Below are 24,731 nucleotides of genomic sequence, written 5' to 3'. Positions count from 1 at the left end.
ACGATTGACGGCGTTCAAACACCGTCAACGAACGCGAACACCGTCAGCCTGCGGTGCGACCGAGGTGCGCCGGGTGAGCCGGAAATCTCAAGACGGGATGACGACCGCGTCCATCTCCGGCTGTGCGTCGCCCGCGACCCGGCTCTCCGCAAGGATCGCGTCCGCCGCCCTCTTGGCCTCGGCCACCTTGTCGGAGGCGTCCGCTGCCGGCTTGAGACTGCCCAGCACGCCTTGCAGTAGATCGATCGGCAGGGGGATCACGACCGAGTTGCTGTTGTTGCTGCCGATCTCGAGCAGCGTCTGCAGGTAGCGCAACTGCAGGGTGGCGGGGTTGGTCGACATGACATCGGCCGCTTCGGCGAGCTTGGCCGACGCCTGGAACTCACCCTCGGCGTTGATGACCTTCGCACGACGTTCGCGCTCGGCCTCCGCCTGCCTCGCGATGGCGCGCTGCATGCTGCCGGGGATCTCCACGTCCTTTATCTCAACGATGAGGACCTTGATGCCCCACGGCTCGGTCTGCTGGTCGATGACCTTCTGCAGGTCGGCGTTGAGCCGCTCCCGCTCGGACAGCAGTGTGTCCAGCTCCGCCTTACCGAGTACGGCGCGCAACGAGGTCTGCGCGATCTGACTGGTCGCCGCCAGGAAGTTCTCGACCTCGACGATCGAACGGTTGGCGTCCACGACACGGAAGTAGGTCACGGCGTTCACCCGCACGGGGACGTTGTCCCGCGTGATCACGTCCTGTGCCGGCACGTTGAGAGTGACCGTGCGCATGCCGACGCGGACCATCCGGTCGATCACCGGGATCAGCAGGACGAGACCGGGGTCCTTCAGCGTGACCAGGCGTCCCAACCGGAAGACCACCCCGCGTTCGTACTCGCGCAGCACCCGGACGGAGGATCCCAACAGGGCGATGAGGACGACGACGACGATTACAACGACAATTCCGAGGGCTTCCATACCGGATCCTTTTCCCACGAGTGCGGACGACGAACCATCAAGGTCAATCCGTCGAGTCGGTCGATCACGATGGTTTCGCCCGCCGTCGGGGCGGGGTCCTGCCATCCGAAACTGGTACGCGCGCGCCAGAGCGAGCCGTCCGCGGCCACCTGGCCCTCGTCCCCGGCCCACGTCTGTACGACACCGGGCACACCAGGTAAACGTTCTGGCCCGGACTGCGGTTCCAAACGGTGCGACAGCAGCACCTTCTGGCCCACGACGAGTAGCAGGATCGCACCGACCAGGACGAGGATCAGGGCCACCGGGAGGGCGACGGCCAGCGGGGCGCCCGCTGCGTCGACTATCAACCCGACGCCGCCGGCGAGCGCCAGGACGCCCGCCGAGCCGAAGATTCCGAAGCCGGGCACATGGGCCTCGAGAACCAGCAGCCCCAGTCCGCACAGGGCCACCAACACACCGATCGCAGCCATCGGGATCACCTGATCCGGGCGAACGGGCCATCGCATGGAACGGAGCCCCAACCGACTCGACGCGCCTGTTCCGCCATTTTCAGAGTAACCCCGGACCCTGTGCGCGACCCCGTGGGGATGATGCCGAAGCGGTTGCCGACCACGCCGGGCTCGCCTCGATAGAAGTTCTCTGGACGACCTGCGGCGCTTAGGTCTCCGGGCGTAATCTCGTGGGTCGAAAATCGCCGCTGTCGAGGGGTGTCGTCATGTCGGATCAGGCACTGCACTCGGCGCCGCTCCCGGCCGGGACCAAGACGATCGTAATGTGCCTGGACGGCACCAACGACCAGATCGGTGTCTCCGAGCCGTCGAATGTCGCCAAGATCTTCCGGATGCTAAGCCTGGTAGATCGATCCCGGCAGATCGCGTACTACGACCCCGGTATCGGCACGCTGCCCGCGCCACACGCGCGCGGGATCATCGAACGACACCTGTCCACGGGGGAGGAGCTCGCCTTCGGGATCGGCATGAAGCACAAGCTGACCGAGGCCTACAGCTGGCTGATGCGTCACTACGCGTTCGGTGACCAGATCTACATCTTCGGATTCAGCCGCGGCGCCTACACGGCGCGCGCGCTGGTCGGGATGCTGAACTGCCCCGGTCTGCTGCGCACGGGCTCGGACAACCTCATCCCGTACGCCATCGACAAGTACGCGACGAACGACTGGCCCGACACCACCGCGGCTACATGACCGATCAGTTAACGGTATAGGTCGCCGAACCATTCGCGTCCGTGGCGTTGGTCGCGCTGGCGGTCGCCGTAAGTGTTCGATCCCCGGCGGTGGTGTTTCGCAGCGCCACGGTGAAGGACAGCATGGCCGTTGCGTCACCCGGGTCGATGGATCCCGTCCAGGTGAAGGTGAGGTTGCGGTTGCCTCCCGAGCTCGCCACCTTCGTGAACGCCCAGCCGGTACCGGAGACGTTGGTGGGGGCAGCCGCCGTGACCTGAGTGCTCGGGAAGCGGACCACGACCGTGAGCTTCTGCACGGTGGCCGACACCGACGGGTACGAGGCGTAGTAGGTGTTCAGCACCTGCACCTGGGTTGCAAGCGCGGTGGGCTTGCCTGCGTCGTTGGAGGACGTTCCCGTCGTGTTCAACGTGTTGAACACGAGTTGTGCCGGTTGCACGCTGGTCGAGGCCGCTTCGGCAGGTGCGGGTGCTCCGATGAGGATCACCGGGGCGGTCCAGAGAGCGCCCGCGATGACGGCCCGTCGCCTGACGTGCGACCGCTCGTCCACGGCCACACCCCCTCGTTCACGGCTGTCCCCCAGCACGGCATCTCCCCGGTCAGCGTTTGGTAAAGAGAGAGTAAACCGTTGAATGATCAAGAAGTGGCTAAACGCGCCGATCTCTCAAGAAAACTTCTCGCGATCAACCCAGGACCAGTCATACGCACTGTCGGACGACCGTTTCGCGACGGAATCCGCACGTCGGGTATTCGGACGAAATGTCAGCTGTCTCAGGCGTGGCCAGTGTTGTCGCACCCTGCCCAGCGGGGGAGCGACATGGCGATATCGATCGCAGCGCCGGCGGCGCTCAGGCGGGTACGCGGGGTGCGCCCAAGGGCGCGGAAAGTTCGGCGTGAGCGATCACAGGGACGTGTGCACGTACGCCGGAGCGCAGGAGAGCGCCCGCGAGCGTCGTCAGCCCGAGTGAGGGCGCGGCTCAGCGCCGGCGGGCGAGAGTGGCTCTCACGCGATGCTCACCCGGCGGTAGGGAGAAGGAGCGGGAGCGGCCTCAGGCCCACCAGCGACGCAGCGTGTCGCTGATCTCCCACCAGGCCTGGTAGCCGACGTGGGTGCCGCCGGGCATGTTCAGGAAGCCATGGGGCACGCCGCGGTAGCAGGTGTAGCGGGTCGGGACGCCGGCGGACTCGAGCGTCTGCGCGTACCGCTCGCCCTCGGGATGCAGGGGGTCCAGCTCGGCGGTCTGCACCAGCGCCGGAGCGAGATCGGCGTGGCTGGCGGCGTGGGCGGGGGAGACGACCGGGTCGGTCCCGGTCAGGCCGGAGCCGGTGAGGTAGAAGGCCTCGAACGCGTCCATGTCCTCACCCGACAGGATCGGCGCGTTCCGGTAGGGCCGGTCGGTCGCCAGGTCGGTGGCCGGGTAGACGAGCACCTGACCGGACAGCTGCAGCCCCCGGTCCCTGGCGTGCAGCGCTGCGAGAGCGGCGAGGTTGCCGCCGGCGCTGTCGCCGCCGACCGCGATCCGCGGCGCCGGGGTGGTGATGCCCCCGGCGCCCGTCGCGGCCCAGTCGAGGACGTCGAGGCAGTCGTGGACGCCCGCCGGGGCCTTGTCCTCCGGCGCCAGCCGGTAATCAGGCGCGAGGACGACGCAGCCGGTCTGCTCGACCAGGAAACTCAGCAGCGGATCGAAGTCCTTCGGACGCCCCAGCGCCCAGCCTCCGCCGTGGTACCAGATGAGCACCGTGTCCGACGGTCCGGACGCCGACCGCAGCACCCGGGTCGACACGGTGCGACCGTCGCGGACCGGCACCTGCACGGTCTCGATGACGGCGCCGGGGGTCACCCGGCCGACCACCCAGGACACCGGGCCCCGCGGTGGCGGCGACAGCGCGCGTCGCTTCTGCAACTCCCCGGCGCTGAGCTCGCTGAGCGGTTTGCCCTGACTCATCGCCAGGCCCGTGCTGATCACCCTGGTGCGCAACGGCATACCCGCCGATGCCGTCCAGAGCGACCTCAGTCGCGCGCCACCGGCCACCAGTGCAGATCGCTCGTCCATGGCGCCAGTCTGCCGTCCGGGGATCGCTGGTTACTGTCGGGGGATGACTGCGCGCCGCGTGATGGGCATCGAGACCGAGTACGGCATCTCCGTCCCGGGCGACCCGACGGCGAACCCGATGAACCTGTCCGGAGCCGTCGTCACCGCGTACGCGACCCGCCAGGGCATCCGCTCCACCCGTGCGGGCTGGGACTACGAGGACGAGGCACCGCTGCGCGACGCCCGCGGTTACGACCTGTCGCGGGCGGCCGCCGACCCCTCCCAACTCACCGACGAGGCCGACCCCACGCTCGCGAACGTCGTCCTCACCAACGGCGCTCGTCTCTACGTCGATCACGCACACCCCGAGTACTCCTCGCCGGAGGTGACGAGCCCCCGCGCCGCCGTGGTCTGGGACCGGGCCGGCGAGCTGGTCATGCGGGAGGCGTCGCGGCTGCTGTCGCCCCCTGGCGCACCCGGCGTGAACCTCTACAAGAACAACACCGACGGCAAGGGCGCCTCCTACGGCACCCATGAGAACTATCTGATGCGCCGGTCCACGCCGTTCGCCGACATCGTCAAGCACCTCATCCCGTTCTTCGTGGTGCGCCAGGTGATGAGCGGTTCGGGCCGGGTCGGGATCGGTGCGGAGTCCACTCGCCCCGGTTTCCAGTTGTCCCAGCGCGCCGACTTCTTCGAGGTCGAGGTCGGGCTGGAGACCACGCTCAAACGGCCGATCATCAACACCCGCGACGAGCCGCACGCCGTCACCGACCGCTACCGGCGGCTGCACGTGATCCTGGGCGACGCCAACCACTGCGACGTCGCGAACGTATTGAAGCTGGGCAGCACCAGTCTCGTGCTCGCGCTGATCGAGGCGGGCGCGGTGACCCGTGACCTGACACTGGACCAGCCCGTGACGACCCTGCGCGAGATATCCCACGACCCGACGCTGCGCACCAGGGTGAAACTGGCCGACGGCACCAGCATGACGAGTCTGGAGCTGCTGCGCAGCTACCAGGAGATGGCCGACACGTGGCTGACCAAGACGTACGGCGACGGTCCCGGTGACTGGGACGAGGACACCGTGCAGGTCATGGCGCTGTGGGAGCAGGTGCTCACCGGCCTCGAAGGCGACCCGATGAGTTGCGCGCGCCAGGTCGACTGGGTCGCGAAACTCACTGCGCTCGAAGGCTTCCGGGCCAGGGACAACCTCGACTGGTCCGACCCGCGACTGCGCGCCATCGACATTCAGTGGTCCGACGTGCGTCTCGACAAGGGGCTGTTCCACCGGATGGCGGCCACCGGGCGGTTCGACACGCTGGTCGACGAGGACGAGGTACGCCGGGCGGTCACCGCACCGCCGGAGGACACGCGCGCCTACTTCCGCGGCCAGTGCCTCGCCCGGTTCCCCGACCAGGTGGCGGCCGCGTCGTGGGACTCGGTCATCTTCGACGTCCCGGGGCGCCCGAGCCTGCAGCGGGTGCCGATGCTCGAACCCGAGCGCGGCACCAAGGCGCATGTGGGGGAGCTGATGGAGCGTGCCCACAGCGCCGATGAGCTGCTCCGCGCGCTGGCCGTCGCCGACTGACCCGTCGCCGCCGTCGCCGCCGTCGCCGACTGACCCATCGCCGCCGTCGCCCTGACAGGGCCGGACCCGACCCGGGCGCGGCCTGCGGCCGTGACGGATGCGCGCATTAGGGTGGACGAAGAGACTTCCTCAGCGAAAGCGAGCGACCATGGCCGGCCAGGAGCACAAGAGTCCCCAGCGTCGAGACGCCGATCCCGAGGGTGACGCGCCCGAGCCCGCCGCCCCCGCAGCCCAGGCCGGCAAGCAGGAGCTGGACGAGGACACCGACAGCATGCTGGCCGAGATCGACGGCGTGCTGGAGAGCAATGCCGAGGAGTTCGTCCGGGGCTTCGTCCAGAAGGGCGGCCAGTGACCTCACCCGAGGCGTCGAACGGCCGTCTCCCGGCGGCGTTCCTGCAGACCGGATCGGCGTCCTTCACTGAGTTCATCGGCGCCCACGCCCCGCACCTCATCCCGGGCATGCGAGCCGTGCCCGGCGGCGCGCCGGTCGATGCGCCGCACGGCACCACGATCCTGGCGGTCCAGTACTCCGGCGGCGTGCTGCTCGCCGGTGACCGCCGGGCCACGATGGGCAACCTGATCGCCAACCACACGATGCAGAAGGTGTTCACCACCGACGAGTACTCCGCGGCCGGCATCGCCGGCGCGGCCGGTATCGCCATCGAGTTGGTGCGACTCTTCCAGGTCGAGTTGGAGCACTACGAGAAGATCGAGGGCACGCTGCTGTCGCTGGAGGGCAAGGCCAACCGCCTCGCCAGCATGATCCGCGGCAACCTCGGCATGGCGATGCAGGGACTGTCGGCCGTGCCGCTCTTCGCGGGCTATGACCTGGCCACCGATCGCGGACGGATCTTCTCCTACGACGTGACCGGCGGCTGTTACGAGGAGGCCGACCACCACAGCGTCGGCTCCGGTTCGCTCTTCGCCCGTGGCGCCCTGAAGAAGCTGTGGCGCGCCGGCCTCACCCGGGAGGACGCCGTCCGGGTCGCGGTCGAGGCGCTCTACGATGCCGCCGACGACGACTCCGCGACCGGCGGTCCGGACCTCGGCCGCAGGATCTGGCCCACCGTCGCCTTGCTGGACGCCGAAGGGTCGCGTTTCGTCGGCGCCGAACAACTCGAGCAGGTGGTGACCGCCGTGGTGGCGCAGCGCCGGGAGGAGGCCGATCCGCGATGAGCATGCCGTTCTACGTCTCGCCCGAGCAGCTGATGAAGGACCGGGCCGACTTCGCGCGCAAGGGCATCGCCCGCGGCCGTTCGGTCATCGTGCTCGGTTACGACGGGGGCATCGCCTTCGTCGGTGAGAACACCAGTCGCGCCCTGCACAAGGTCTCGGAAATCTACGACCGGATCGCGTTCGCCGCGGTCGGTAAGTACAACGAGTTCGAGAACCTGCGGGTCGCCGGCGTCCGGTACGCCGACTTCCGGGGCTACTCCTACGACCGGATGGACGTCACGGCGCGGGGCCTGGCCAACGCGTACGCACAGACCCTCGGCACCGTCTTCACCCAGGAGTCCAAGCCGTACGAGGTCGAGATCGTCGTCGCCCAGGTCGGCGCGTCGACCGACGAGGACCAGATCTACCGGCTCACCTACGACGGGTCCGTCGGCGACGAGCACGGGTTCGTGGCGATGGGCGGCGCGGCCGACGCGATCACCGAGCTGCTGCAGGACCGCTGGCACAGCGGGCTCGATCTGGGGCAGGCGCTGAGGCTGGCGGTGGAGGCTCTGGCACCCGATCCGCAGGGCGTCTCCCGTGAGCTCGGAGCCGCGCAGCTGGAGGTCGCGGTCCTGGACCGGCATCGGGAACGACGCGCGTTCCGGCGGCTGGCCGGGCCGTTGCTCGACGCGCTGCTCAGCCCGGACGACCCCACCCACGACGTCCCGCAGACCGACGATCCAGGGGTCGGTTCACACGAGACGCTGACCGGCGAGGGCTGAGGTCGACCGCAACGAGCGGTAGTGAGTGCGTTCGCTCGGCTCGAGGTGCTCGACCGCGTAGGTCAGCATGGTGCGGGGCATCCGAGCGGCATTCCCGTCCAGGAACGTGCGCAGCAGCTCCACGTCGACCCGCTTGCCGACCTCGCGCAACATCCATCCGACAGCCTTCTGCAGCAGCGGCTCGGGGTCGCCGAGCAGCTGTTCGGCCAGTTGCAGCGTCGTGCTGGCATCGCCGTGCTTGATGAACGCGAAGGACGCCAGCACCGCGACCCGCCGTTCCCACAGCACCGGTGATCCGGCGAGGTCCAGCAGCAGCCGGCGGTCCCGGTCCACGAGGTACTCCCCGAGGATGAACTCGGCCGAGGCGTCCACCAGGTCCCAGTTGTCGATCCGGCCGCGACGGACGGCGGCCAGGTAGAACGCGACGTACGCGGCGCGCGCCCGCTCGTCGTACCCGCGAGCGGTCGACGCCGTTGCGAACGCCCGGCCCAGGACGATGACCGCGAGCTGGCGGTGTTCGTGCACGGGGGAGTCGAGCAGCACGTCGAGCTGCACCAGTCCCATGCCACTGGCCTGACGGGCGACCTCGCGCACCGCCGGCATGCGCACGCCGATGAAGACGTCGCCCTCGCCGTACTCACCAGGTCCGGTCTTAAAATAGCGCTGCAGAGCAGGCACATCGCCGGGGTCGGCGACCTCGCCGAGAGCCCGCATCGCGGAGCGGGCGTCGGTGAGGGCGTGACCGTTCGGCATCCGCTCAGTCTCGCATCGTGCCGCGGTCGGATGGTGATTCGCGGCGGCCCGAACCCGTGGACGGGCAAAACCCGGTGGCGGCTGTCGGTGGCCGATGACAGAGTCGGTTCCGGGCGCCCGATCGGTCATCAGGCATGGACGGCGGCGGATGCGCGAACTGACACATAGATCGGCAATAGACTGGTGCGGCCGGAGCGGGTCGCACCGGCGGGACAGGGGGAGTGGATGACCTCGGACGACCGGAGGGACGCGCTAGGGCGCCGCCCTCCTCTCGGCCCACCACCCGCCAAGCCTTCGCGTTACGCGGCGATGCGTCGGTTGCTGCCCTACCTGCAGCCCTACCGCACCCGCTGGCTGGCCATGGTGTTCGTCGCGGTGCTGAGCACCGTGGCGACGATCGTCATCCCGCTGATGACCAAGGTGGTGATCGACGGCCCGGTGCGCCATCACGATCGCACCGGCCTGTGGTGGTGGGGGACGGCCGCGCTGGCCATCGGGATGTCCGAGGTGCTCCTGTGGATCGTGCGCCGGTGGCTCGTGGCGCGCGCGACGATGGGCGTCGAGGCCGACATCCGCAAGGACCTCTACGCCCGGATGCAGTTGCTGCCGATGTCCTTCCACAGCAAGTGGCAGTCGGGGCAGCTGCTGTCGCGGATCATGAACGACCTCGGCACGGTGCGCCGCTTCCTGTCGTTCGGTGCCCTCTTCCTGCTGCTCAACACGATCCAGATCGTGGTCACCACACTGATCCTGCTCGCGATGTACTGGCCGCTGGGCCTGGTCGTGGTGGTCTCGGTGGTGCCGATCTGCGTGACCGTGCTGCGCAACGAGCGCAAGTTCACCGCCCTGTCCCGCAAGGCGCAGGACCAGTCCGGCCGTGTCGCCACGCACGTGGAGGAGTCCGCGCTCGGGCTGCGGGCGATCAAGTCCTTCGGCCGCGAGGACTACGTCTACGACCGGTTCGACACGCAGGTCAAGGAGCTCTACGACATCCAGGTCGGCAAGGTCTCCCTGCAGGCCACCTTCTGGACCATCCTGGAGGTCATCCCCAATGTCACCCTGATCCTCGTGCTGGGGCTCGGCGCCACCGCCGCCGGCCAGGGCCGCATCACGCTCGGCACGCTGGTCGCCTTCATCACGATGATGCTGTCCATCGTCTGGCCGATCGCGTCGATGGGTTTCTTCCTGTCGATGACGCAGGAGTCCATGACGGCTGCCGACCGGATCGTCGAGGTCTTCGACGCTCCGCGGGAGATCCTCGACGGTGCCGGACTCGTGCCGGTCCGCGGCGGCGAGTTGGAGCTGCGCGACGTCGGCTACCGCTTCCCGGACGGTGAGAAGTGGGCGCTGCGCCACCTCGACCTGACGGTCCCCGCGGGTCAGACGCTGGCGGTGGTCGGCACGACCGGCTCCGGCAAGACCGTGCTGACCGGCCTGATCTCGCGGCTGTACGACGTGAGCGAGGGGCAGGTGTGCATCGACGGGGAGGACGTGCGCGACCTGCGCCTGGAGGAGCTGCGCTCGGTCGTCGCCACGGCGTTCGAGGACCCGACGCTCTTCTCGATGTCGGTGCGCGAGAACCTCACCCTCGGCCGTTCCGACGCCACCGAGGAGGAGATCCGCGAGGCGCTGCAGGTGGTGCGCGCTGACTTCGTCGACGACCTGCCCTACGGTCTGGACACTCGCATCGGAGAGCAGGGGATGAGCCTGTCCGGTGGCCAGCGCCAACGACTGGCCCTGGCCCGTGCGGTGCTGGCGCGGCCTCGGATCATCGTGCTGGACGACACCCTGTCCGCGCTCGACGTGCACACCGAGGCACTCGTGGAGGATGCGCTGCGGGAGGTGCTGGTGGGAGTGACCGCGATCGTCGTGGCCCACCGTGCGTCCACGGTGATGCTCGCCGACCGGGTGGCCTTGCTGCAGGACGGGCGGATCACTCACGTCGGCACGCACCGCGAGCTCCTGCGGACGGTGCCGGAGTACCGCTACCTGCTCGCCGCGGAGGACGAGACCGCCGTACCCGCGGGGGGTGCGCGATGAGCACGGAGGTGACGGCGCGCACCGACGCACCCGAGGGCGACCCCACGGGCGAGGAGGCTCTCGCCCCCGAGCAGTGGCGCGGCCGGATCGCGGACCCCGAGCAGGAGGCCGTCGACGACGGCACGACGTACCGCGTCGAGGCACGTGCCCTGCTGCGCGACCTGCTGCACCCCTACCGTCGGGCCATCGCGCTGCTCACGCTCGTGGTGGTGCTGGAGAACCTCTCCCGACTGGCCGTGCCGTTCCTGGTGCAGCGCGGCATCGATCACGGCATCCCGCCGATCGTGGCCCACCAGGGTTCGCGCACCCTGATGGTGGTCGTGGGGATCCTGTGCGTGGCCGTGATCGTGCAGGCGGTCACTCGCACGTTCTTCCTGCGCCGATCGGGGATCATCGGCCAACAGGTGCTGCTGGAGCTGCGTCGCCGCGTGTTCCGGCACTTCCAGCGCCTCGACGTCTCCTTCCACGACCGCTACACCTCCGGTCGCGTGGTGAGCCGCTCGACCAACGACGTCGAGGCCATCCAGGAGATGCTGGAGAACGGTTTCGACAGCCTCATCACCGCGGGACTCACCCTCGTCGGCACGGCGATCGCGCTGCTGCTGCTCGACATCAAGCTGGGCCTCGTCTGCCTGATCAGCTTCCCCTTCCTGGTCCTGCTGTCCGCGTGGTTCCGCCGGGAGTCCTCCAAGACCTACCGCGAGGTGCGCGAGAGCGCAGCGCTGGTGATCGTGCAGTTCGTCGAGACCATGACGGGCATCAAGGCCGTGCAGGCCTACCGCCGCGAACCGCGCAACCAGCAGATCTTCGAGACGCTCGCCGATCGCTACCGCAGGATCAACGAGCGCACCTTCAAGCTCGTCGCGATCTTCATGCCCGGCGTGAAGCTGATCGGCAACATCACCACCGGTGTCGTCCTGATCTACGGCGGCTGGCGGGTGCTCGAAGGGTCGATGACGATCGGCGTCCTCGCGGCGTTCCTGCTCTACCTGCGGATGTTCTTCGAGCCGATGCAAGACATCACCCAGTTCTTCAACACCTTCCAGTCCGCCTCCTCCGCCCTGGAGAAGCTGGCCGGAGTGCTGGCCGAAGAGCCCAAGATCGCCGACCCGGCCGTCCCGAAGCCGTTGGATTCGGCGCTCGGCACGGTCGACTTCGACCACGTCGACTTCGCGTACGTGCCGGGGCACCCGGTGATCGCCGACCTGGACCTGCACATCCCGGCCGGGCAGACCGTGGCGGTGGTGGGCACCACCGGCGCGGGCAAGACCACCGTGGCCAAGCTGATGGCCCGCTTCTACGACGCGAGCTCGGGCAGCGTGCGCCTCGACGGCGTCGACCTGCGCGACGTGACGCAGGAGCAGCTGCGCCGGCAGGTGGTGATGGTCACCCAGGAGAACTTCATGTTCGAGGGGAGCGTCGCGGACAACATCCGGTTCGGCGCGCCCGACGCGAGCGACGAGCAGGTGCTCGCGGCGGCCCGTGCGGTCAGCCTGGATCGGTTCATCGACACCCTGCCGGACGGATACGACACCGACGTCGGCAAGCGCGGCGGGCGACTGTCGGCGGGCCAGCGGCAGCTCGTGGCATTCGCGCGCGCGTTCCTCGCCGACCCCGCCGTCCTCATCCTCGACGAGGCCACGTCCTCTCTCGACATCCCCAGCGAGCGGCTGGTCCAGCGCGCGCTGGAGACCGTGCTCGCCGACCGGACGGCGGTGATCATCGCCCACCGGCTGTCCACGGTCGCGGTCGCCGACCGGGTGCTGGTGATGGAGCACGGCAGGATCGTGGAGGACGGCAGCCCGGCGGAGCTCATCGCCGATGCGGGGCGCTACGCCGCGTTGCACGACGCCTGGACACGCTCGCTGGCCTGACGCCGCCCGGGCAACTCCCGGGTCGCGAGACTAAAGTCAGGTCATGGAGCGTCGCATCTTCGGTATCGAGAACGAGTACGGCGTCACCTGCACCTCCGCAGGGCAGCGTCGACTCTCCCCGGACGAGGTCGCGCGCTATCTCTTCCGCAAGGTCGTCTCATGGGGCCGCTCCTCGAATGTGTTCCTGGGCAACGGTTCCCGGCTCTATCTCGACGTCGGCAGCCACCCGGAGTACGCCACCCCCGAGTGCGATGACATCCGCGAGGCCGTCATCCATGACAAGGCCGGCGAGCGGATCCTGGAGGGCCTGGTCGAGGAGGCGCAGCTGCGCCTCGCCGAGGAGGGCGTCGAGGGTCAGATCTACGTCTTCAAGAACAACACCGACTCCGCCGGCAACTCCTACGGCTGCCACGAGAACTTCCTGATCGGTCGGCAGGGGGAGTTCCAGGCCGTCTCCGACGTGCTCATCCCGTTCCTCGTGAGCCGTCAGATCATCTGCGGGGCCGGCAAGATATCGATGCTCGGGCACAAGCCGACGTACTGCGTCAGCCAGCGAGCGGACCACATCTGGGAGGGCGTGAGCAGCGCGACGACCCGCTCGCGGCCCATCATCAACACCCGCGACGAGCCGCACGCGGACGCCGAGCGCTACCGCCGACTGCACGTCATCGTCGGCGACAGCAACATGAGCGAGACCACCACCCTGCTCAAGCTCGGCTCGGCACACCTCGTGCTGCAGATGATCGAGGCCGGCGCGCCGATGCGCGACCTGAGCCTGGAGAACCCGATCCGCGCGATCCGGGAGATCAGCCACGACATCACCGGTCGTACGCCGGTGCGCCTTTCCAACGGCAAGGAGATGTCGGCGCTGCAGATCCAGAGCGAGTACTTCGAGCGCGCGCGGGCGTTCGCCGAGAAGGAGGGCATCAGCGACCCGGTGACCAAGCAGGTGCTCGACCTGTGGCAGCGCACGCTGACCGCCATCGACACCGACGACCTGGGCATGGTCGACACCGAGATCGACTGGGTCATCAAGCACCGCCTGCTCGACCAGGTCGCCGCCAAGCACGGGCTGGGGCTGGACGACCCGCGGCTGCAGCAGATCGACCTCACGTATCACGACATCAACCGCCGCCGCGGGCTCTTCTACCTGCTGCAACGCCGCGGGAAGGCCGCCCGAGTGTGCACCGACCCGGAGGTCTTCGCGGCCAAGACCTTCCCCCCGCAGACCACCCGCGCCAAGCTGCGCGGCGACTTCATCCGGTCCGCCCAGGCGCACCGTCGTGACTTCACGGTCGACTGGGTGCACCTCAAGCTCAACGACCAGGCGCAGCGCACGGTGCTGGTCAAGGACCCGTTCTCCGCACAGGACCCTCGCGTGGAGCGGCTGATCGACGGCATGTGACCGCTGGCGGGCGGGCACAGAACACCGGGTTAGGGTGACGTGTCTCCCACACCCGACCCATGAGGTTTGCTCCGTGCGCCGCACTGCCGTCCGCCTGCTCAGCATCACCGCCGTTCCGCTCGTCCTGCTCACAGGATGCGGCAGCGACTCCAAACCCAAGACGGCGACGTCGCTCAGCGACCTCACGGTCAACACGTCGAACGCCGACAAGCCGACGGTCACCATCCCCAAGGGGGGATTCAAGGCGGGCAGCCAGACCGCGACCCAGGTGCTGACGCAGGGGACCGGCCCGACCATCGGCGCCAAGCAGATCGCGTACGTCGACTACGTGGCCTACAACGCCACGAAGAACAAGCAGCTGGTCAGCACCTTCGGGCAGCGCTTCGTGCCGATCCCGTTGGCGGACACCACCCAGCTCCCGGGCCTGGTGAAGTCGCTCGTCGGCAAGAAGGTCGGCACGACGCAGAAGGTCGCGATCCCGGCGTCGCAGGGCTTCGGGTCGGCCGGAAACAGCACGCTCGGCGTCTCCGCCACCGACACGTTGGTCTTCTACATCAAGATCGACGGCGCGGCGGACGCGCTCACCCAGCCGACCGGCACCCAGGCCACCCCGCAGGACGGCTTCAAGGTGTCGGTGCCGGCGGGCACGAACAAGCAGGCCACGATCACCGTCCCGGCCACCGCGCCGAAGACGCTTCTCATCCAGCCCCTCATCAAGGGCTCGGGCATCAAGACCGCCACCGGCGACTTCGTGACGGTCAGCTACACCGGCGTCAACCTGCGCACCAAGAAGGTCTTCGACGCCAGCGCCAAGACCGGCCAGTCGGCGACCTTCCAGCTCTCGACGGGTGCGATCGCCGGTTTCGTCAAGGGCCTCACCGGTCAGACGGTCGGCAGCCGCGTCCTCATCTCGATCCCGCCGGCCGAGGGCTACGGCAGCGCCGGACAGGCCCAGGCGGGCATCAAGGGCACCGACACGATCGCGTTCGTCGTCGACATCCTGGCGATCGTCCCGCAGCCCCCGCAGCAGCAACAGCAGTCCGGCGGCAACTGACGCCCGTCGCGACCCCGCCGTCACCGAAACGCCAGAGAGGCCACCATGCCGTTCGACTCCACCACCACCAAGCCCGAGGTCGACTTCCCGGGTGACACCCCGCCGACCGACCTGGTCATCGAGGACATCACCGAGGGTGACGGCAACGAGGCCAACTCCGGCGACACCATCGAGGCGCACTACGTCGGCGTCGCGTGGTCGACCGGCGAGGAGTTCGACTCCTCCTGGGACCGCGGCGAACCCCTGCGGTTCCAGGTGGGCGTGGGTCAGGTCATCAGCGGGTGGGACGAGGGCATCGTCGGCATGCGCGCGGGCGGTCGCCGCAAGCTGACCATCCCCCCGCAGATGGGTTACGGCGAGCGTGGCGCCGGCGACGCCATCAAGCCGGGGGAGACCCTGATCTTCGTGGTTGACCTGGTCAGCACCAACCGACCCGGTGCGGGTGCGGCGTTCGGTATCGGCTGACCGACCCGCACGCCTGAGCTGCGTACGACACCGTCGAGCGGCATCCCTCCACGGATGCCGCTCGACGGTTCTTCGTTGGGCTCAGGCAGGAAGCGGTGGTCACAGGAGGATCGCGACGAGCGGCGCGAGCACCACGGCCACCGAGACCACCAGCCCGATCCAGGCGAGGACGCGGTGGAACCTGTTGTCCGCGCGCAGATTGCTCGCCAGCTGCAGCTCGGGTGCCACCCAGGGCGACAAGCCCATCCGGCGGGCGTCCGGCGGCAGCTCGTTCGCACGCCACACCGGAGTGCCGGGCGACCACGGCGGGGTCGGCTCGTCGGGCGCGGGGAAGACTCCGGGCATGGCCTCAGCGTGACAGACGCGACACGCGAACCGGTGACCTTGGCGCAGATACGTCCGAAGGACACAGGTCGGCCTGTGACTCTGGGACCCAGCTGTGTCACCATCGAGCCGAGTTGCGGCCGCGCCGCGGGGCGAACATACGTGCGCACCGGCGGTGCGGGTGGGATAGCGTTGCCGCACATGAGCACCACCTCCCCGGCCGCCAAGACCGAGCGGCTGCTCAACTTGGTGATCTGCCTCCTCTACACGCGTCAGCCGCTGTCGAAGGCGCGGATCCGCGACGCCGTCCCGCAGTACGGGGAGACCGCGTCGACCGAGGCCTTCGACCGGATGTTCGAGCGCGACAAGGACGAGCTGCGCGACCTGGGCATCCCGCTGCGCACCGAGCCGCTGGACGCCTACTTCGACGACGAACCCGGCTACCGGATCGACCGTCGGGAGTACGCGCTGCCCGACATCGTCTTCGAGGCGGACGAGCTGGCCGTGCTCGGTCTGGCGAGCCGCACGTGGCAGCAGGCGAGCCTCGCCGGGGCCGCCTCGACCGCGATGCGCAAGCTGCAGGCGGCCGACGTCGAGCGTGACGCCGCCTCGATCCTCGGCCTGGAGCCCCGCGTGCGCACGACGGAGGCATCCTTCACCCCGGTCAAGGATGCCGTCCTCGCCTGCCGGCCGATCAGCTTCGACTACCGCAAATCCGATGGGGCCGTCAGCACTCGTCACCTGCAGCCCTGGGCGGTCACCAACTGGCACGGCCGTTGGTATGTCACCGGATTCGACACCGACCGCGGGGCTCCAAGGGTCTTCCGGCTCGGTCGCATCGACGGCGCCGTGAAGGCCACGGGACGCCCCGGCGCCTACCAGGTGCCGGACGACCACGACCCGCTGCGGATGATCGAGGGCGTCGAGGTCGAGCGCGAGCCGCAGCCTGCGGTGCTGCGGGTGCTGGTCGGTGCAGGCAACACGCTGCGCCGTCGGGCACGCACCGTGGGCGACATCGACGACCACTGGTCGCAGCTCGACGTCGACTTCACCGACACCGAGGTCTTCGCCGAGCAGATCTCCGGGTTCGGCCCGGCCGTGCGGGTCATCCATCCGCCCGAGCTGACGCAGGCCGTCGTACGCCGTCTGCGGGCTGCCCGCGACGCCCAGGAGGCACGCTGATGGCCACTCCCGAGAGCGCGACCGCTCGGCTGTCGCGGTTGCTCACGATGGTTCCGTGGCTGGTGCACCGTCAGGGGATCGACATCGACGAGGCCGCCGCCGAGCTCGGCGTGCCCCGCGCGCAGATCGAGTCCGACCTCAGCCTGCTCTTCGTCTGCGGGACGCCGGGCCACCTGCCCGACGACCTGATCGAGGCCGAGTGGGAGGAGGGCCGGGTCTATCTGCGCAACGCCGACACCATCGCCCGACCCCTGCGGCTCGGCATCGACGAGGCGACCGCCCTGATCGTCGGCCTGCGGGCCCTGGCAGCCGTGCCGGGCCTGGGGGAGCGGGAGGCCGTCGACCGGGCCCTCGCCAAGCTCACCGAGGCGACCGGCGAGAGCGCCCAGGCGACCCGCCGGGTGCAGGTGACGCTGGCAGGGTCGGTGGCCGACGAGACGCTCGCCCTGGCGCGTGAGGAGCTGCGCGGGCATCGTCGGGTGCACCTGCGCTATCTGGTGGCCGCTCGCGATGAGGCCACCGAGCGGGACGTCGATCCGATGCGGGTCTTCAACATCGACAGCCACTGGTACCTCGAGGGGTGGTGCCACCGCGCACAGGATGTGCGGCTCTTCCGGCTCGACCGGATCGAGACGATCACCCCGCTGGACGTGGACGGCACACCGCCCGCGCAGGCCAGGGCCCGCGACCTGGACACCGACATCTTCACCCCGGCACCGGACGATCTGACGGTGACCCTGGGACTCGCGCCGCAAGCTGCGTGGGTGGCGGAGTACTACCCGGTGCAGGACCGCACCCAGGCCGCCGACGGCAACCTGACGGTCACGCTGCGCACCGCCGACAGCACATGGGTGCGCAACCTGGTCTGGCGACTCGCCGGCGGGGCCTGGGTCATCGAGCCGCAGTCTCTGCGCGAGGAGGTCCGCGCGGGGGCGGACGAGGCGCTCGCGGCGTACGAGGGGAGCTGATCCCCGCCGAGACAGACCACCGGCATCTCCGAAGAGTGACCAGGCGGGTCGCGTACAGTGGAGACCGCTGCACCACCCTAGACGTGAAGGATCCTCCTGATGCGTAACTTGTTCGACGGCTGGCACATCGTGGTCCTCGCTGTCGTGATCCTCCTGCTCTTCGGGTGGAAGAAGATGCCCGACATGGCCCGCAGCTTGGCCGCTCCGCGCGCATCCTGCGCTCGGAGATGGACGAGATGAAGAACGACAAGAAGTCCGAGGCCGCCGGCCAGACGGTCAAGGGCCAGGCCACCACGCCACCAGCCACACCTGCTGCCGCCACGCCCCCCGCGCCTGCTGACACTCCGCAGGCTCCGGCCGCCGGCACGACGCCGACGGTGCCGGAGACCCCCGCGCAGCACCCGGCAGACCACAACACCTCCGCCTGACACGTCGCGCAGCGGGGCATCTGAGACTTCATGGCCGTACTGGGCCGTAAGGACAATCCGGAAGGTCGGATGTCCCTGGGGGAGCACTTCCGGGAGTTCCGTCGGCGTGCGCTCATCGCGGCCGTCGCGGTCGCCATCGGTGCGGTGGTCGGTTGGCTGAAGTTCCACACCGTCTACCAGTGGATGATCGATCCGCTGCTGGACGCGGCCCGCGATCGCCACGTGCCAGCCTCCCGAGTGAGCACCAACTTCGGCCGCGGCGTCGGTGACGCCTTCAGCATCAAGTTGAAGGTGTCGCTCTGGCTCGGTTTCATCCTCGCCAGCCCCGTGTGGCTGTGGGAGATCTGGGCCTTCCTGGCACCCGGCCTCACCCGCAAGGAGAAGCGGGTCGGCGCGGCGTTCATCCTCTCGGCCGTGCCGCTCTTCCTGATCGGCTGCTGGGTCGCGACCCGCACCATTCCCAACGCCGTGGTCTTCCTCGTCGGCCAGACGCCCAAGCAGGGCACGAACTTCATCGACGCGCAGACCTACATCGCGTTCATCACCAAGTTCGTCCTGGCGTTCGGGCTGGCCTTCCTGCTCCCGGTCTTCCTGGTGGGCCTCAACGGGATTCGGGTGCTGCCGGCCCGGGTGATGCTCAAGGGCTGGCGGATCGCGACGATGCTGATCTTCGTCTTCGCCGCCGTGATGAGCCCCAGTCCGGACGCCTGGTCGATGCTCGCTCTGGCCTTCCCGATGGTCGGTCTGTACTTCGCGGCCGTCGCCGTCTCGGCGTTCTTCGACCGGCGCCGCAAACAGGCCGAGCCGCGGGAATGGCTCGACGTGCCCGACGACGAGGCCTCCACGCTCTGATCCACCGGCAGGGCTAGCCTTCGAGACATGTCCAGCTCGGCAACTTCGCAGCCCTCGCGCGCCCCGCGCCGGATCGACGGTTCGCACCTGCGACGGTTCGCCGACGGGTACGACTTCCCGTTCGACGACTTCCAGCGCCAGGCCCTGGTCGCCGTCCAGGAAGGCCGCCGCAGCGTGCTCGTCGCCGCGCCGACCGGTTCGGGCAAGACGCTGGTCGGCGAGTTCGCGGCGTACCTGGCGCTGCAGACCGGCACCAAGACCTTCTACACGACGCCGATCAAGGCCCTGTCGAACCAGAAGTACGCCGACCTGGTCGCCCGGCACGGCGCCGACAAGGTCGGGCTGCTGACCGGCGACTCCTCCATCAACGGCGAGGCGCCGGTGGTCGTGATGACCACCGAGGTGCTGCGCAACATGATCTACGCCGGGTCGGACACCCTGCGCGGGCTCGGCTACGTCGTGATGGACGAGGTGCACTACCTCGCCGACCGCTTCCGCGGCGCCGTGTGGGAGGAGGTCATCATCCAGCTGCCGGACGACGTGCAGCTCGTGTCGCTGTCGGCGACGGTCAGCAACGCCGAGGAGTTCGGGGAATGGCTCGGCACGGTCCGCGGCGACACCGAGCTGATCGTCGAGGAGACCCGCCCGGTGCCGCTCTGGCAGCACATGATGGTCGGTCCGAGCATCCTGGACCTCTTCGTCGATGACGAGAACAGTGACCGTCTGCGACTCAATCCTGAGCTGCTGCAACGCATCTCGCAGTTCGACGCGAAGACCGACCGGCACGGACGCCGAGAGGACGCCGGGGGACCGAAGGGCCGGCGGGGCAACCAGCGTCGCGGCCGCGCCCACGACGGGCCCGTGCGCTCGGGCCGGCCCAGCCGCGGACCCAGCAGGGCCGAGGTCATCGACGCACTCGACCGCGCCGGACTGCTCCCCGCCATCACCTTCATCTTCAGCCGCGCCGGCTGCGACGCGGCGGTCACGCAACTGCTCTCCTGGGGCACCCGCCTCATCCCGGCCGCCGAGGGCGAGCGGATCCGGCAACTGGTGCAGGAGCGCGTCTCCTACCTGCCCGAGGAGGATCTGGGCGTCCTCGGCTACTGGGACTTCGTGGAGGGCCTGGGTCGCGGGTTCGCCGCGCACCACGCCGGGATGCTGCCGACGTTCCGCGAGATCGTCGAGGAGCTGTTCACCGAGGGCCGCATCAAGGCGGTCTTCGCGACCGAGACGCTGGCGCTCGGCATCAACATGCCCGCGCGCACCGTCGTCCTGGAGCGACTGGTGAAGTACAACGGCGAGACGCACGCGGACATCACGCCAGGGGAGTACACCCAGCTCACCGGCCGCGCGGGCCGCCGGGGCATCGACTACGAGGGCCACGCCGTCGTGCTCTACAACCGCGGCCTGGACCCCCACGAGGTGGGCGGCCTGGCCTCGACCCGCACCTACCCCCTGCGGTCCAGCTTCGTGCCCACCTCCAACATGGCGGTCAACCTGGTGGACCAGGTCGGCCGTCCCGCAGCGCGAGAGCTGCTGCTGCAGTCGTTCGCCCAGTTCCAGGCCGACAAGTCCGTGGTCGGCGTCGGGACGGCCGTGCGCCGCAACGAGGAGGCCCTGGAGGGCTACACCGAGGCGATGCGCTGTCACCTGGGCGACTTCGCGCAGTACGCCGCGTTGCGCCGCGAACTGTCGGACCTGCAGAAGGCCGCCGTACGCCGCCGCGCCGCCAGCCGCCGAGCGGAGACCGCGGTGTCGCTGGAGGCGCTCAAACCCGGCGACGTGGTACAGGTGCCGTCCGGCCGCCGCCAGGGCCTGGCCATCGTGATCCAGGCGAACGTCGGTGGGCGCCGCGGCAGCGCCGAGCCGATGATCCTGACCCAGGACGCTCAGGTGCGCCGTCTGGAGGACAGCGACCTTGACGGACCGATCGCGGCGTTCACCACGCTGCCGATCCCCAAGGGCTTCCACTCCCGCAACCCCAAGGCCCGTCGTGACCTGGCGGCCACGCTGCGCGCCAAGGTGCCCGAGGGGATGGCCGAGCGCGCAGCGAAGGCGAACGCCCCGGAGCCCGACGAGCAGACCCAGGCCGATGTGGAGCGCCTGCGCCGCCGGTTGCACGATCACCCCTGCGACCGGTGCGAGCACCGTGAGGAGCACGCCCGCTGGGCCGAGCGGTGGTGGCGACTGCGCCGTGAGACCGACGGCCTGCAGCGCAAGGTGTCCGGGCGCACCCAGACCGTCGCCGCCACCTTCGACCGCATCTGCGACCTGCTCGCCGAGTTGGGCTACCTGACCCCGGACGGCGAGAAGGTGACCGACGAGGGCCGGGTGCTGCAGCGCATCTACGCCGAGAAGGATCTGCTGGTCGCGGAGTGCCTGCGTCAGGACGTCTGGCGCAGGCTCGACCCGCCGTCGCTCGTTGCGGTGGTGAGCTCGCTGATCCACCAAGCCCGCCGGGAGGGGGAGGGCGGCTCGGTGAAGGTGCCCAACGACCAGGTCGCCGAGGCCCTCGAGCACATGAACCGGCTCTGGGGCGAGTTGCACGACCGGCAGCTCGGCAAGCGGCTGGCACCGACCGGCGAGCCGGACTCCGGGATCGCCTGGATGATGCACCGGTGGGCCAGCGGCGGGCGCCTGGAGCTGGTGCTGCGCGACTCCGAGCTGTCGGCCGGCGACTTCGTGCGGCGCTGCAAGCAGCTCGTGGACCTGATGGACCAGATCCACGACGCGAGCTCGGACCCGCAGATGCGGCGTACGACGCGTGCCGGCATCGACGCGGTGCTGCGCGGAGTGGTGGCGGCCGACCGGCTGGACTGACCCGCCGCCCCTTCGTCAGCGCCGTCCTGGCGTCGGCGCCGCAAATGCGCTGACAACCGGGGGAGTGGGATCGGGTCGTGGCAGGATGCGGCCATGTCCTTCTCGCCGAAGCACCTGACCCAGGGTGAGCGCGTCGAACTCGAGCTGCACACCCACATCAAGGCCATCGTCCTCCCGCTGATCATCCTGGTCGTCGCGACCGTGGCGGCCATCGCGGGCGCGGTGTACTGGGACAACCAGTGGGGCCGCCTCGCCATCGGGGTCGTCTGGCTGCTGATCGTGGTCGTCTTCGTGCTGGCGCCGGTGTGGCGGTGGCGGGCGACGTTCTACGTCATCACCAACCGCCGGCTGATCACCCGGACCGGGATCGTGAGCAAGTCGGGCCGCGACATCCCGCTCTACCGCATCTCGGACGTCGCCTACGACAAGGGCCCGCTGGACCGCATCCTCGGCTGCGGCACTCTCATCGTCTCGGACGCCTCGGACCAGGCCGGTCTTCAACTGCACGACGTGCCCCATGTGGAGGACGTCCAGGTGCGGCTCAACGAGCTGCTCTTCCAGCACGACAACGGCACCGACGACGAGGGCACCTTCCCGCCGGGCGACCCGCGCGGAGACCGCCGCCGCGCCTACTGACGCTTCGCACCCGAGTGTGCGAAGCCCTGCGGCGCCCGACGTGGGAGGAGTCCGGACGCCCGCGCGGGACGTCTCAGCCCTGCAGGTCCAGCGCAGCGAGGACCCGCCGCAGCGGAGTGGCGATGTCGATCTCGTCGGCGATGCGCTGCAGCGCCTCCGGATTCGCGACCTTCCGCGGCAACGCCGTCACCAGATCGGTCGGCACCGGCACGTCCAGTGCCACGTCGACGACGGCCGGGGCCACGTCGAGGTAGTCCGAGGCCGCTTCCAGCTTGGCCCGCTGCGCGCCCTGAGGGTCGGGTCACCGCCGTCGATCGCGGCGCGCAGGCCCGCGAGGTCGCCGTACCGCGCGAGCAGCGTCGCGGCCGTCTTCTCACCGATGCCGGCCACCCCGGGCAGCCCGTCGCTGGTGTCGCCGCGCAGCGTGGCCATCTCGGCGTACGCCCGCCCGGTCGCCACGGCGTACTTGGCCTGCAGCGCCGACTGGTCGATCACGTCCGGCTCGCGCACCCCGCCGCGTGCGGTGTAGAGCACCCGCACCGACGCCTCGTCGTCGACGAGCTGGAAGAGGTCCCGGTCACCGGTCACCACGTCGACGGGGCAGACGCCGAGGTGGGTGTGCACCAGAGTGCCGATCACGTCGTCGGCCTCGTAACCGTCGGCGCCCAGGCGCGTGATCCCGAGCGCGGCCAGCAGCGACACGATGTAGGGCACCTGAGGGGTGAGGTCCTCCGGGGACTCCTCGAGCACCTCCGACCCCTCGGTCACCCGATGGGCCTTATAGGAGGGGATGGCGTCGACCCGGAACGCCGGTCGCCAGTCGTTGTCCCAGCACGCGACCAGATCGGAGGGCTCGTGGTCGTTGACCAGCGTCGCGATCATGTCCAGGAATCCCCGGATCGCATTGGTAGGCAACATATCCGGACTGTCTCGCCGGTCCGGCACTCCGTAGAACGCACGGAAGTAGAGACTGGCGGAGTCCAGCAGCATGAGGCGTCGGGTCATGCACGGCATCGTCCCTTACAGTGCCCCCATGGAGGAACTCGATCGTCGGATCGTCGGCATGCTGGCGGCGGACGGTCGGATGAGCTTCACCGACCTGGGCCGGGCCCTCGGGCTCTCGACCTCGGCGGCACACCAGCGGGTACGCCGGCTGGAGGAGCGCGGGGTGATCCGCGGCTACCGCGCATTGATCGACCACGACGCGGCGGGCAATCCGCTCACGGCGTTGATCTCGGTGACACCGGTCGATCCGGCGGCGCCCGACGACGTGCCGGACCGCCTGCGGGACCTGACCGAGCTGGACTCCTGCTACTCGGTCGCAGGCGTGGAGAGCTACGTCCTGCAGGCGCGGGTCGCTGGTCCGCTGCAGCTGGAGGAGTTGCTGGCCCGGATCCGGGCGGCGGCGTCGGTCACCACCCACACCACGGTCGTGCTCAGCACACCGTGGGAGGACAGGCTTCCCCCAGCCGACTGACGACGAGTTCTCATACGACGCCGCTACGGCGTGTCGGCCGCGACACGCCGTAAATCTCGATATTGGTGAATTCTTGACGTCCGTCCAGGCGGCGCGTTGACCTGCGACTACGCGCGTCTTCGCAGGTCAGACCGCTGTTGACATCTACTTGGCGACCGGTAAATTTCTCTTCGCGCCGCGGGGGCTGTTACGGCGGCCGCAGGCTGGATGGACCCGCACTCTCAGTAGAAAACATGCGCCCCGGCGCGTACTGGTCCCAACGGAGTGCGGGTCCTTCCCTCTGCCCGGGGTTGTCACGGGCTCCTCGCATACTCTTGCTCGCGTGTGGCGACGGCTCCTGCTCTCGGCCGCGGGCGGACTGTGCCTGTGGCTCTCCTTCCCGACGCTCGGCATCTGGCCGCTGGCCGTGGTCGGGGTCGCGTTGATCTCGCTCGCCACCTGTGGCGCACGCGCCCGGGTGGGATTCCTGTGCGGCCTGGTGGGCGGCGCGGCGTGCTTCCTGCCGGTACTGCACTGGACCGGCATCTACGTGGGTCCGCTGCCCTGGATCGCCCTCGGTGTCACCGAGTCGATCTACGTGGCGTTCCTCGGGCTCGGCATCGCCATCCTGCAGTCGGCGGCGCCGCTGCCGTGGCTGCCCCGCTGGGTGTGGCCCGCCTCCGGACCGCGGGTGCGCCCGTTCTGGGTCGCGCTGCTCTGGGTCGTGCAGGAGGGCGTGCGCTCCAGCG

At 69.3% G+C, this 24,731-nt stretch carries 24 protein-coding genes and 2 pseudogenes; 19 read left to right on the top strand and 7 right to left on the bottom strand.

Annotated features, from left to right (window positions below):
• Positions 1 to 87: 87 nt before the first annotated feature.
• On the bottom strand, positions 88 to 963 hold the full coding sequence (locus tag LVQ62_RS12725; protein WP_233762082.1) for a slipin family protein: 876 nt from the start codon (positions 961 to 963) through the stop codon (positions 88 to 90).
• Entirely contained in the window at positions 936 to 1,433 is a 498-nt protein-coding gene (locus LVQ62_RS12720; RefSeq protein WP_233762080.1) for an NfeD family protein, read from the bottom strand. Before LVQ62_RS12720 ends, LVQ62_RS12725 begins: the two co-directional genes overlap by 28 nt.
• A 245-nt stretch (positions 1,434 to 1,678) precedes the next feature.
• On the opposite strand from LVQ62_RS12720, the gene LVQ62_RS12715 reads away from it, so the two are divergent.
• On the top strand, positions 1,679 to 2,164 hold the full coding sequence (locus tag LVQ62_RS12715; RefSeq protein WP_233762078.1) for a DUF2235 domain-containing protein: 486 nt from the start codon (positions 1,679 to 1,681) through the stop codon (positions 2,162 to 2,164).
• A gap of 4 nt (positions 2,165 to 2,168) precedes the next feature.
• Here LVQ62_RS12715 and LVQ62_RS12710 read toward each other — a convergent pair whose 3' ends face one another.
• The gene (locus LVQ62_RS12710; protein ID WP_233762076.1) at positions 2,169 to 2,801 is read right to left on the bottom strand and encodes a hypothetical protein; all 633 of its coding nucleotides are present in this window, start codon (positions 2,799 to 2,801) and stop codon (positions 2,169 to 2,171) included.
• Positions 2,802 to 3,210: 409 nt separating this feature from the next.
• A complete protein-coding gene (locus tag LVQ62_RS12705) occupies positions 3,211 to 4,215 on the bottom strand; it encodes an alpha/beta hydrolase (protein ID WP_233762074.1) in 1,005 nt (334 codons plus the stop codon).
• A 43-nt stretch (positions 4,216 to 4,258) separates the two neighbouring features.
• Here LVQ62_RS12705 and dop point away from each other — a divergent pair, with 43 nt between their 5' ends.
• The 4 genes from dop to prcA all read left to right on the top strand — a co-directional run bounded on the left by dop (position 4,259) and on the right by prcA (position 7,725).
• Complete coding sequence (gene dop, locus LVQ62_RS12700) at positions 4,259 to 5,785, top strand: depupylase/deamidase Dop (protein ID WP_233762072.1); 1,527 nt, start codon at positions 4,259 to 4,261, stop codon at positions 5,783 to 5,785.
• A gap of 148 nt (positions 5,786 to 5,933) precedes the next feature.
• The gene (locus tag LVQ62_RS12695) at positions 5,934 to 6,137 is read left to right on the top strand and encodes a ubiquitin-like protein Pup (RefSeq protein ID WP_179480671.1); all 204 of its coding nucleotides are present in this window, start codon (positions 5,934 to 5,936) and stop codon (positions 6,135 to 6,137) included.
• On the top strand, positions 6,134 to 6,961 hold the full coding sequence (prcB, locus tag LVQ62_RS12690; RefSeq protein ID WP_233762070.1) for a proteasome subunit beta: 828 nt from the start codon (positions 6,134 to 6,136) through the stop codon (positions 6,959 to 6,961). Before LVQ62_RS12695 ends, prcB begins: the two co-directional genes overlap by 4 nt.
• Positions 6,958 to 7,725, top strand: a complete 768-nt coding sequence (prcA, locus tag LVQ62_RS12685; RefSeq protein WP_208051890.1) for a proteasome subunit alpha — start codon at positions 6,958 to 6,960, stop codon at positions 7,723 to 7,725. Before prcB ends, prcA begins: the two co-directional genes overlap by 4 nt.
• Here prcA and LVQ62_RS12680 read toward each other — a convergent pair.
• Complete coding sequence (locus LVQ62_RS12680) at positions 7,696 to 8,478, bottom strand: DNA alkylation repair protein (protein WP_233762068.1); 783 nt, start codon at positions 8,476 to 8,478, stop codon at positions 7,696 to 7,698. The genes prcA and LVQ62_RS12680 overlap by 30 nt on opposite strands.
• A gap of 309 nt (positions 8,479 to 8,787) precedes the next feature.
• Between LVQ62_RS12680 and LVQ62_RS12675 the strand changes: the two genes are divergently transcribed.
• The 5 genes from LVQ62_RS12675 to LVQ62_RS12655 all read left to right on the top strand — a co-directional run bounded on the left by LVQ62_RS12675 (position 8,788) and on the right by LVQ62_RS12655 (position 15,316).
• On the top strand, positions 8,788 to 10,518 hold the full coding sequence (locus LVQ62_RS12675) for an ABC transporter ATP-binding protein (RefSeq protein ID WP_233762066.1): 1,731 nt from the start codon (positions 8,788 to 8,790) through the stop codon (positions 10,516 to 10,518).
• Positions 10,515 to 12,392 (top strand): ABC transporter ATP-binding protein, encoded by a 1,878-nt coding sequence (locus tag LVQ62_RS12670; RefSeq protein WP_233762064.1) that lies wholly within the window; start codon positions 10,515 to 10,517, stop codon positions 12,390 to 12,392. Before LVQ62_RS12675 ends, LVQ62_RS12670 begins: the two co-directional genes overlap by 4 nt.
• A 43-nt stretch (positions 12,393 to 12,435) precedes the next feature.
• Entirely contained in the window at positions 12,436 to 13,797 is a 1,362-nt protein-coding gene (pafA, locus tag LVQ62_RS12665) for a Pup--protein ligase (RefSeq protein WP_179480679.1), read from the top strand.
• Between the two features lie 73 nt (positions 13,798 to 13,870).
• On the top strand, positions 13,871 to 14,851 hold the full coding sequence (locus LVQ62_RS12660) for an FKBP-type peptidyl-prolyl cis-trans isomerase (RefSeq protein WP_233762062.1): 981 nt from the start codon (positions 13,871 to 13,873) through the stop codon (positions 14,849 to 14,851).
• Between the two features lie 45 nt (positions 14,852 to 14,896).
• A complete protein-coding gene (locus LVQ62_RS12655) occupies positions 14,897 to 15,316 on the top strand; it encodes an FKBP-type peptidyl-prolyl cis-trans isomerase (RefSeq protein ID WP_179480681.1) in 420 nt (139 codons plus the stop codon).
• Between the two features lie 99 nt (positions 15,317 to 15,415).
• On the opposite strand, the gene LVQ62_RS12650 is transcribed toward LVQ62_RS12655, so the two are convergent.
• Positions 15,416 to 15,661, bottom strand: a complete 246-nt coding sequence (locus LVQ62_RS12650) for a hypothetical protein (RefSeq protein ID WP_179480683.1) — start codon at positions 15,659 to 15,661, stop codon at positions 15,416 to 15,418.
• 180 nt (positions 15,662 to 15,841) lie between these two features.
• Here LVQ62_RS12650 and LVQ62_RS12645 point away from each other — a divergent pair, with 180 nt between their 5' ends.
• The 7 genes from LVQ62_RS12645 (at position 15,842) to LVQ62_RS12615 (ending at position 22,526) form a co-directional block, all read left to right on the top strand.
• Complete coding sequence (locus tag LVQ62_RS12645; protein WP_179480685.1) at positions 15,842 to 16,822, top strand: YafY family protein; 981 nt, start codon at positions 15,842 to 15,844, stop codon at positions 16,820 to 16,822.
• Positions 16,822 to 17,790, top strand: coding sequence for a YafY family protein (locus LVQ62_RS12640; RefSeq protein WP_233762060.1), 969 nt, complete (start codon positions 16,822 to 16,824; stop codon positions 17,788 to 17,790). Before LVQ62_RS12645 ends, LVQ62_RS12640 begins: the two co-directional genes overlap by 1 nt.
• Before the next feature lie 99 nt (positions 17,791 to 17,889).
• Positions 17,890 to 18,030: a twin-arginine translocase TatA/TatE family subunit gene (locus LVQ62_RS12635; protein WP_233762058.1), complete on the top strand. Its 141-nt coding sequence runs from the start codon at positions 17,890 to 17,892 to the stop codon at positions 18,028 to 18,030.
• Entirely contained in the window at positions 18,018 to 18,218 is a 201-nt protein-coding gene (locus LVQ62_RS12630) for a hypothetical protein (protein ID WP_233762056.1), read from the top strand. The genes LVQ62_RS12635 and LVQ62_RS12630 overlap by 13 nt, the downstream gene beginning before the upstream one ends.
• A gap of 30 nt (positions 18,219 to 18,248) precedes the next feature.
• Complete coding sequence (gene tatC / locus LVQ62_RS12625) at positions 18,249 to 19,070, top strand: twin-arginine translocase subunit TatC (RefSeq protein ID WP_233762054.1); 822 nt, start codon at positions 18,249 to 18,251, stop codon at positions 19,068 to 19,070.
• Positions 19,071 to 19,097: 27 nt separating this feature from the next.
• A complete protein-coding gene (locus LVQ62_RS12620; RefSeq protein WP_233762052.1) occupies positions 19,098 to 21,890 on the top strand; it encodes an RNA helicase in 2,793 nt (930 codons plus the stop codon).
• A gap of 93 nt (positions 21,891 to 21,983) precedes the next feature.
• Positions 21,984 to 22,526, top strand: coding sequence for a PH domain-containing protein (locus LVQ62_RS12615; protein ID WP_233762050.1), 543 nt, complete (start codon positions 21,984 to 21,986; stop codon positions 22,524 to 22,526).
• A gap of 73 nt (positions 22,527 to 22,599) precedes the next feature.
• On the opposite strand, the pseudogene LVQ62_RS12610 reads toward LVQ62_RS12615, so the two are convergent.
• Positions 22,600 to 23,531 (bottom strand): annotated as a pseudogene (locus tag LVQ62_RS12610) (5'-3' exonuclease H3TH domain-containing protein).
• 28 nt (positions 23,532 to 23,559) lie between these two features.
• On the opposite strand from LVQ62_RS12610, the gene LVQ62_RS12605 reads away from it, so the two are divergent.
• Positions 23,560 to 24,003, top strand: coding sequence for an Lrp/AsnC family transcriptional regulator (locus LVQ62_RS12605; protein ID WP_208051902.1), 444 nt, complete (start codon positions 23,560 to 23,562; stop codon positions 24,001 to 24,003).
• Positions 24,004 to 24,325: 322 nt separating this feature from the next.
• Positions 24,326 to 24,727, top strand: a pseudogene (locus tag LVQ62_RS12600) (apolipoprotein N-acyltransferase); the annotation flags it as partial.
• Positions 24,728 to 24,731 lie beyond the last annotated feature (4 nt).

This window comes from Allobranchiibius sp. GilTou73, assembly GCF_021391335.1.
Taxonomy (GTDB): Bacteria; Actinomycetota; Actinomycetes; order Actinomycetales; family Dermatophilaceae; genus Allobranchiibius; species Allobranchiibius huperziae.
This window is presented reverse-complemented; position numbering and strand designations above follow the sequence as displayed.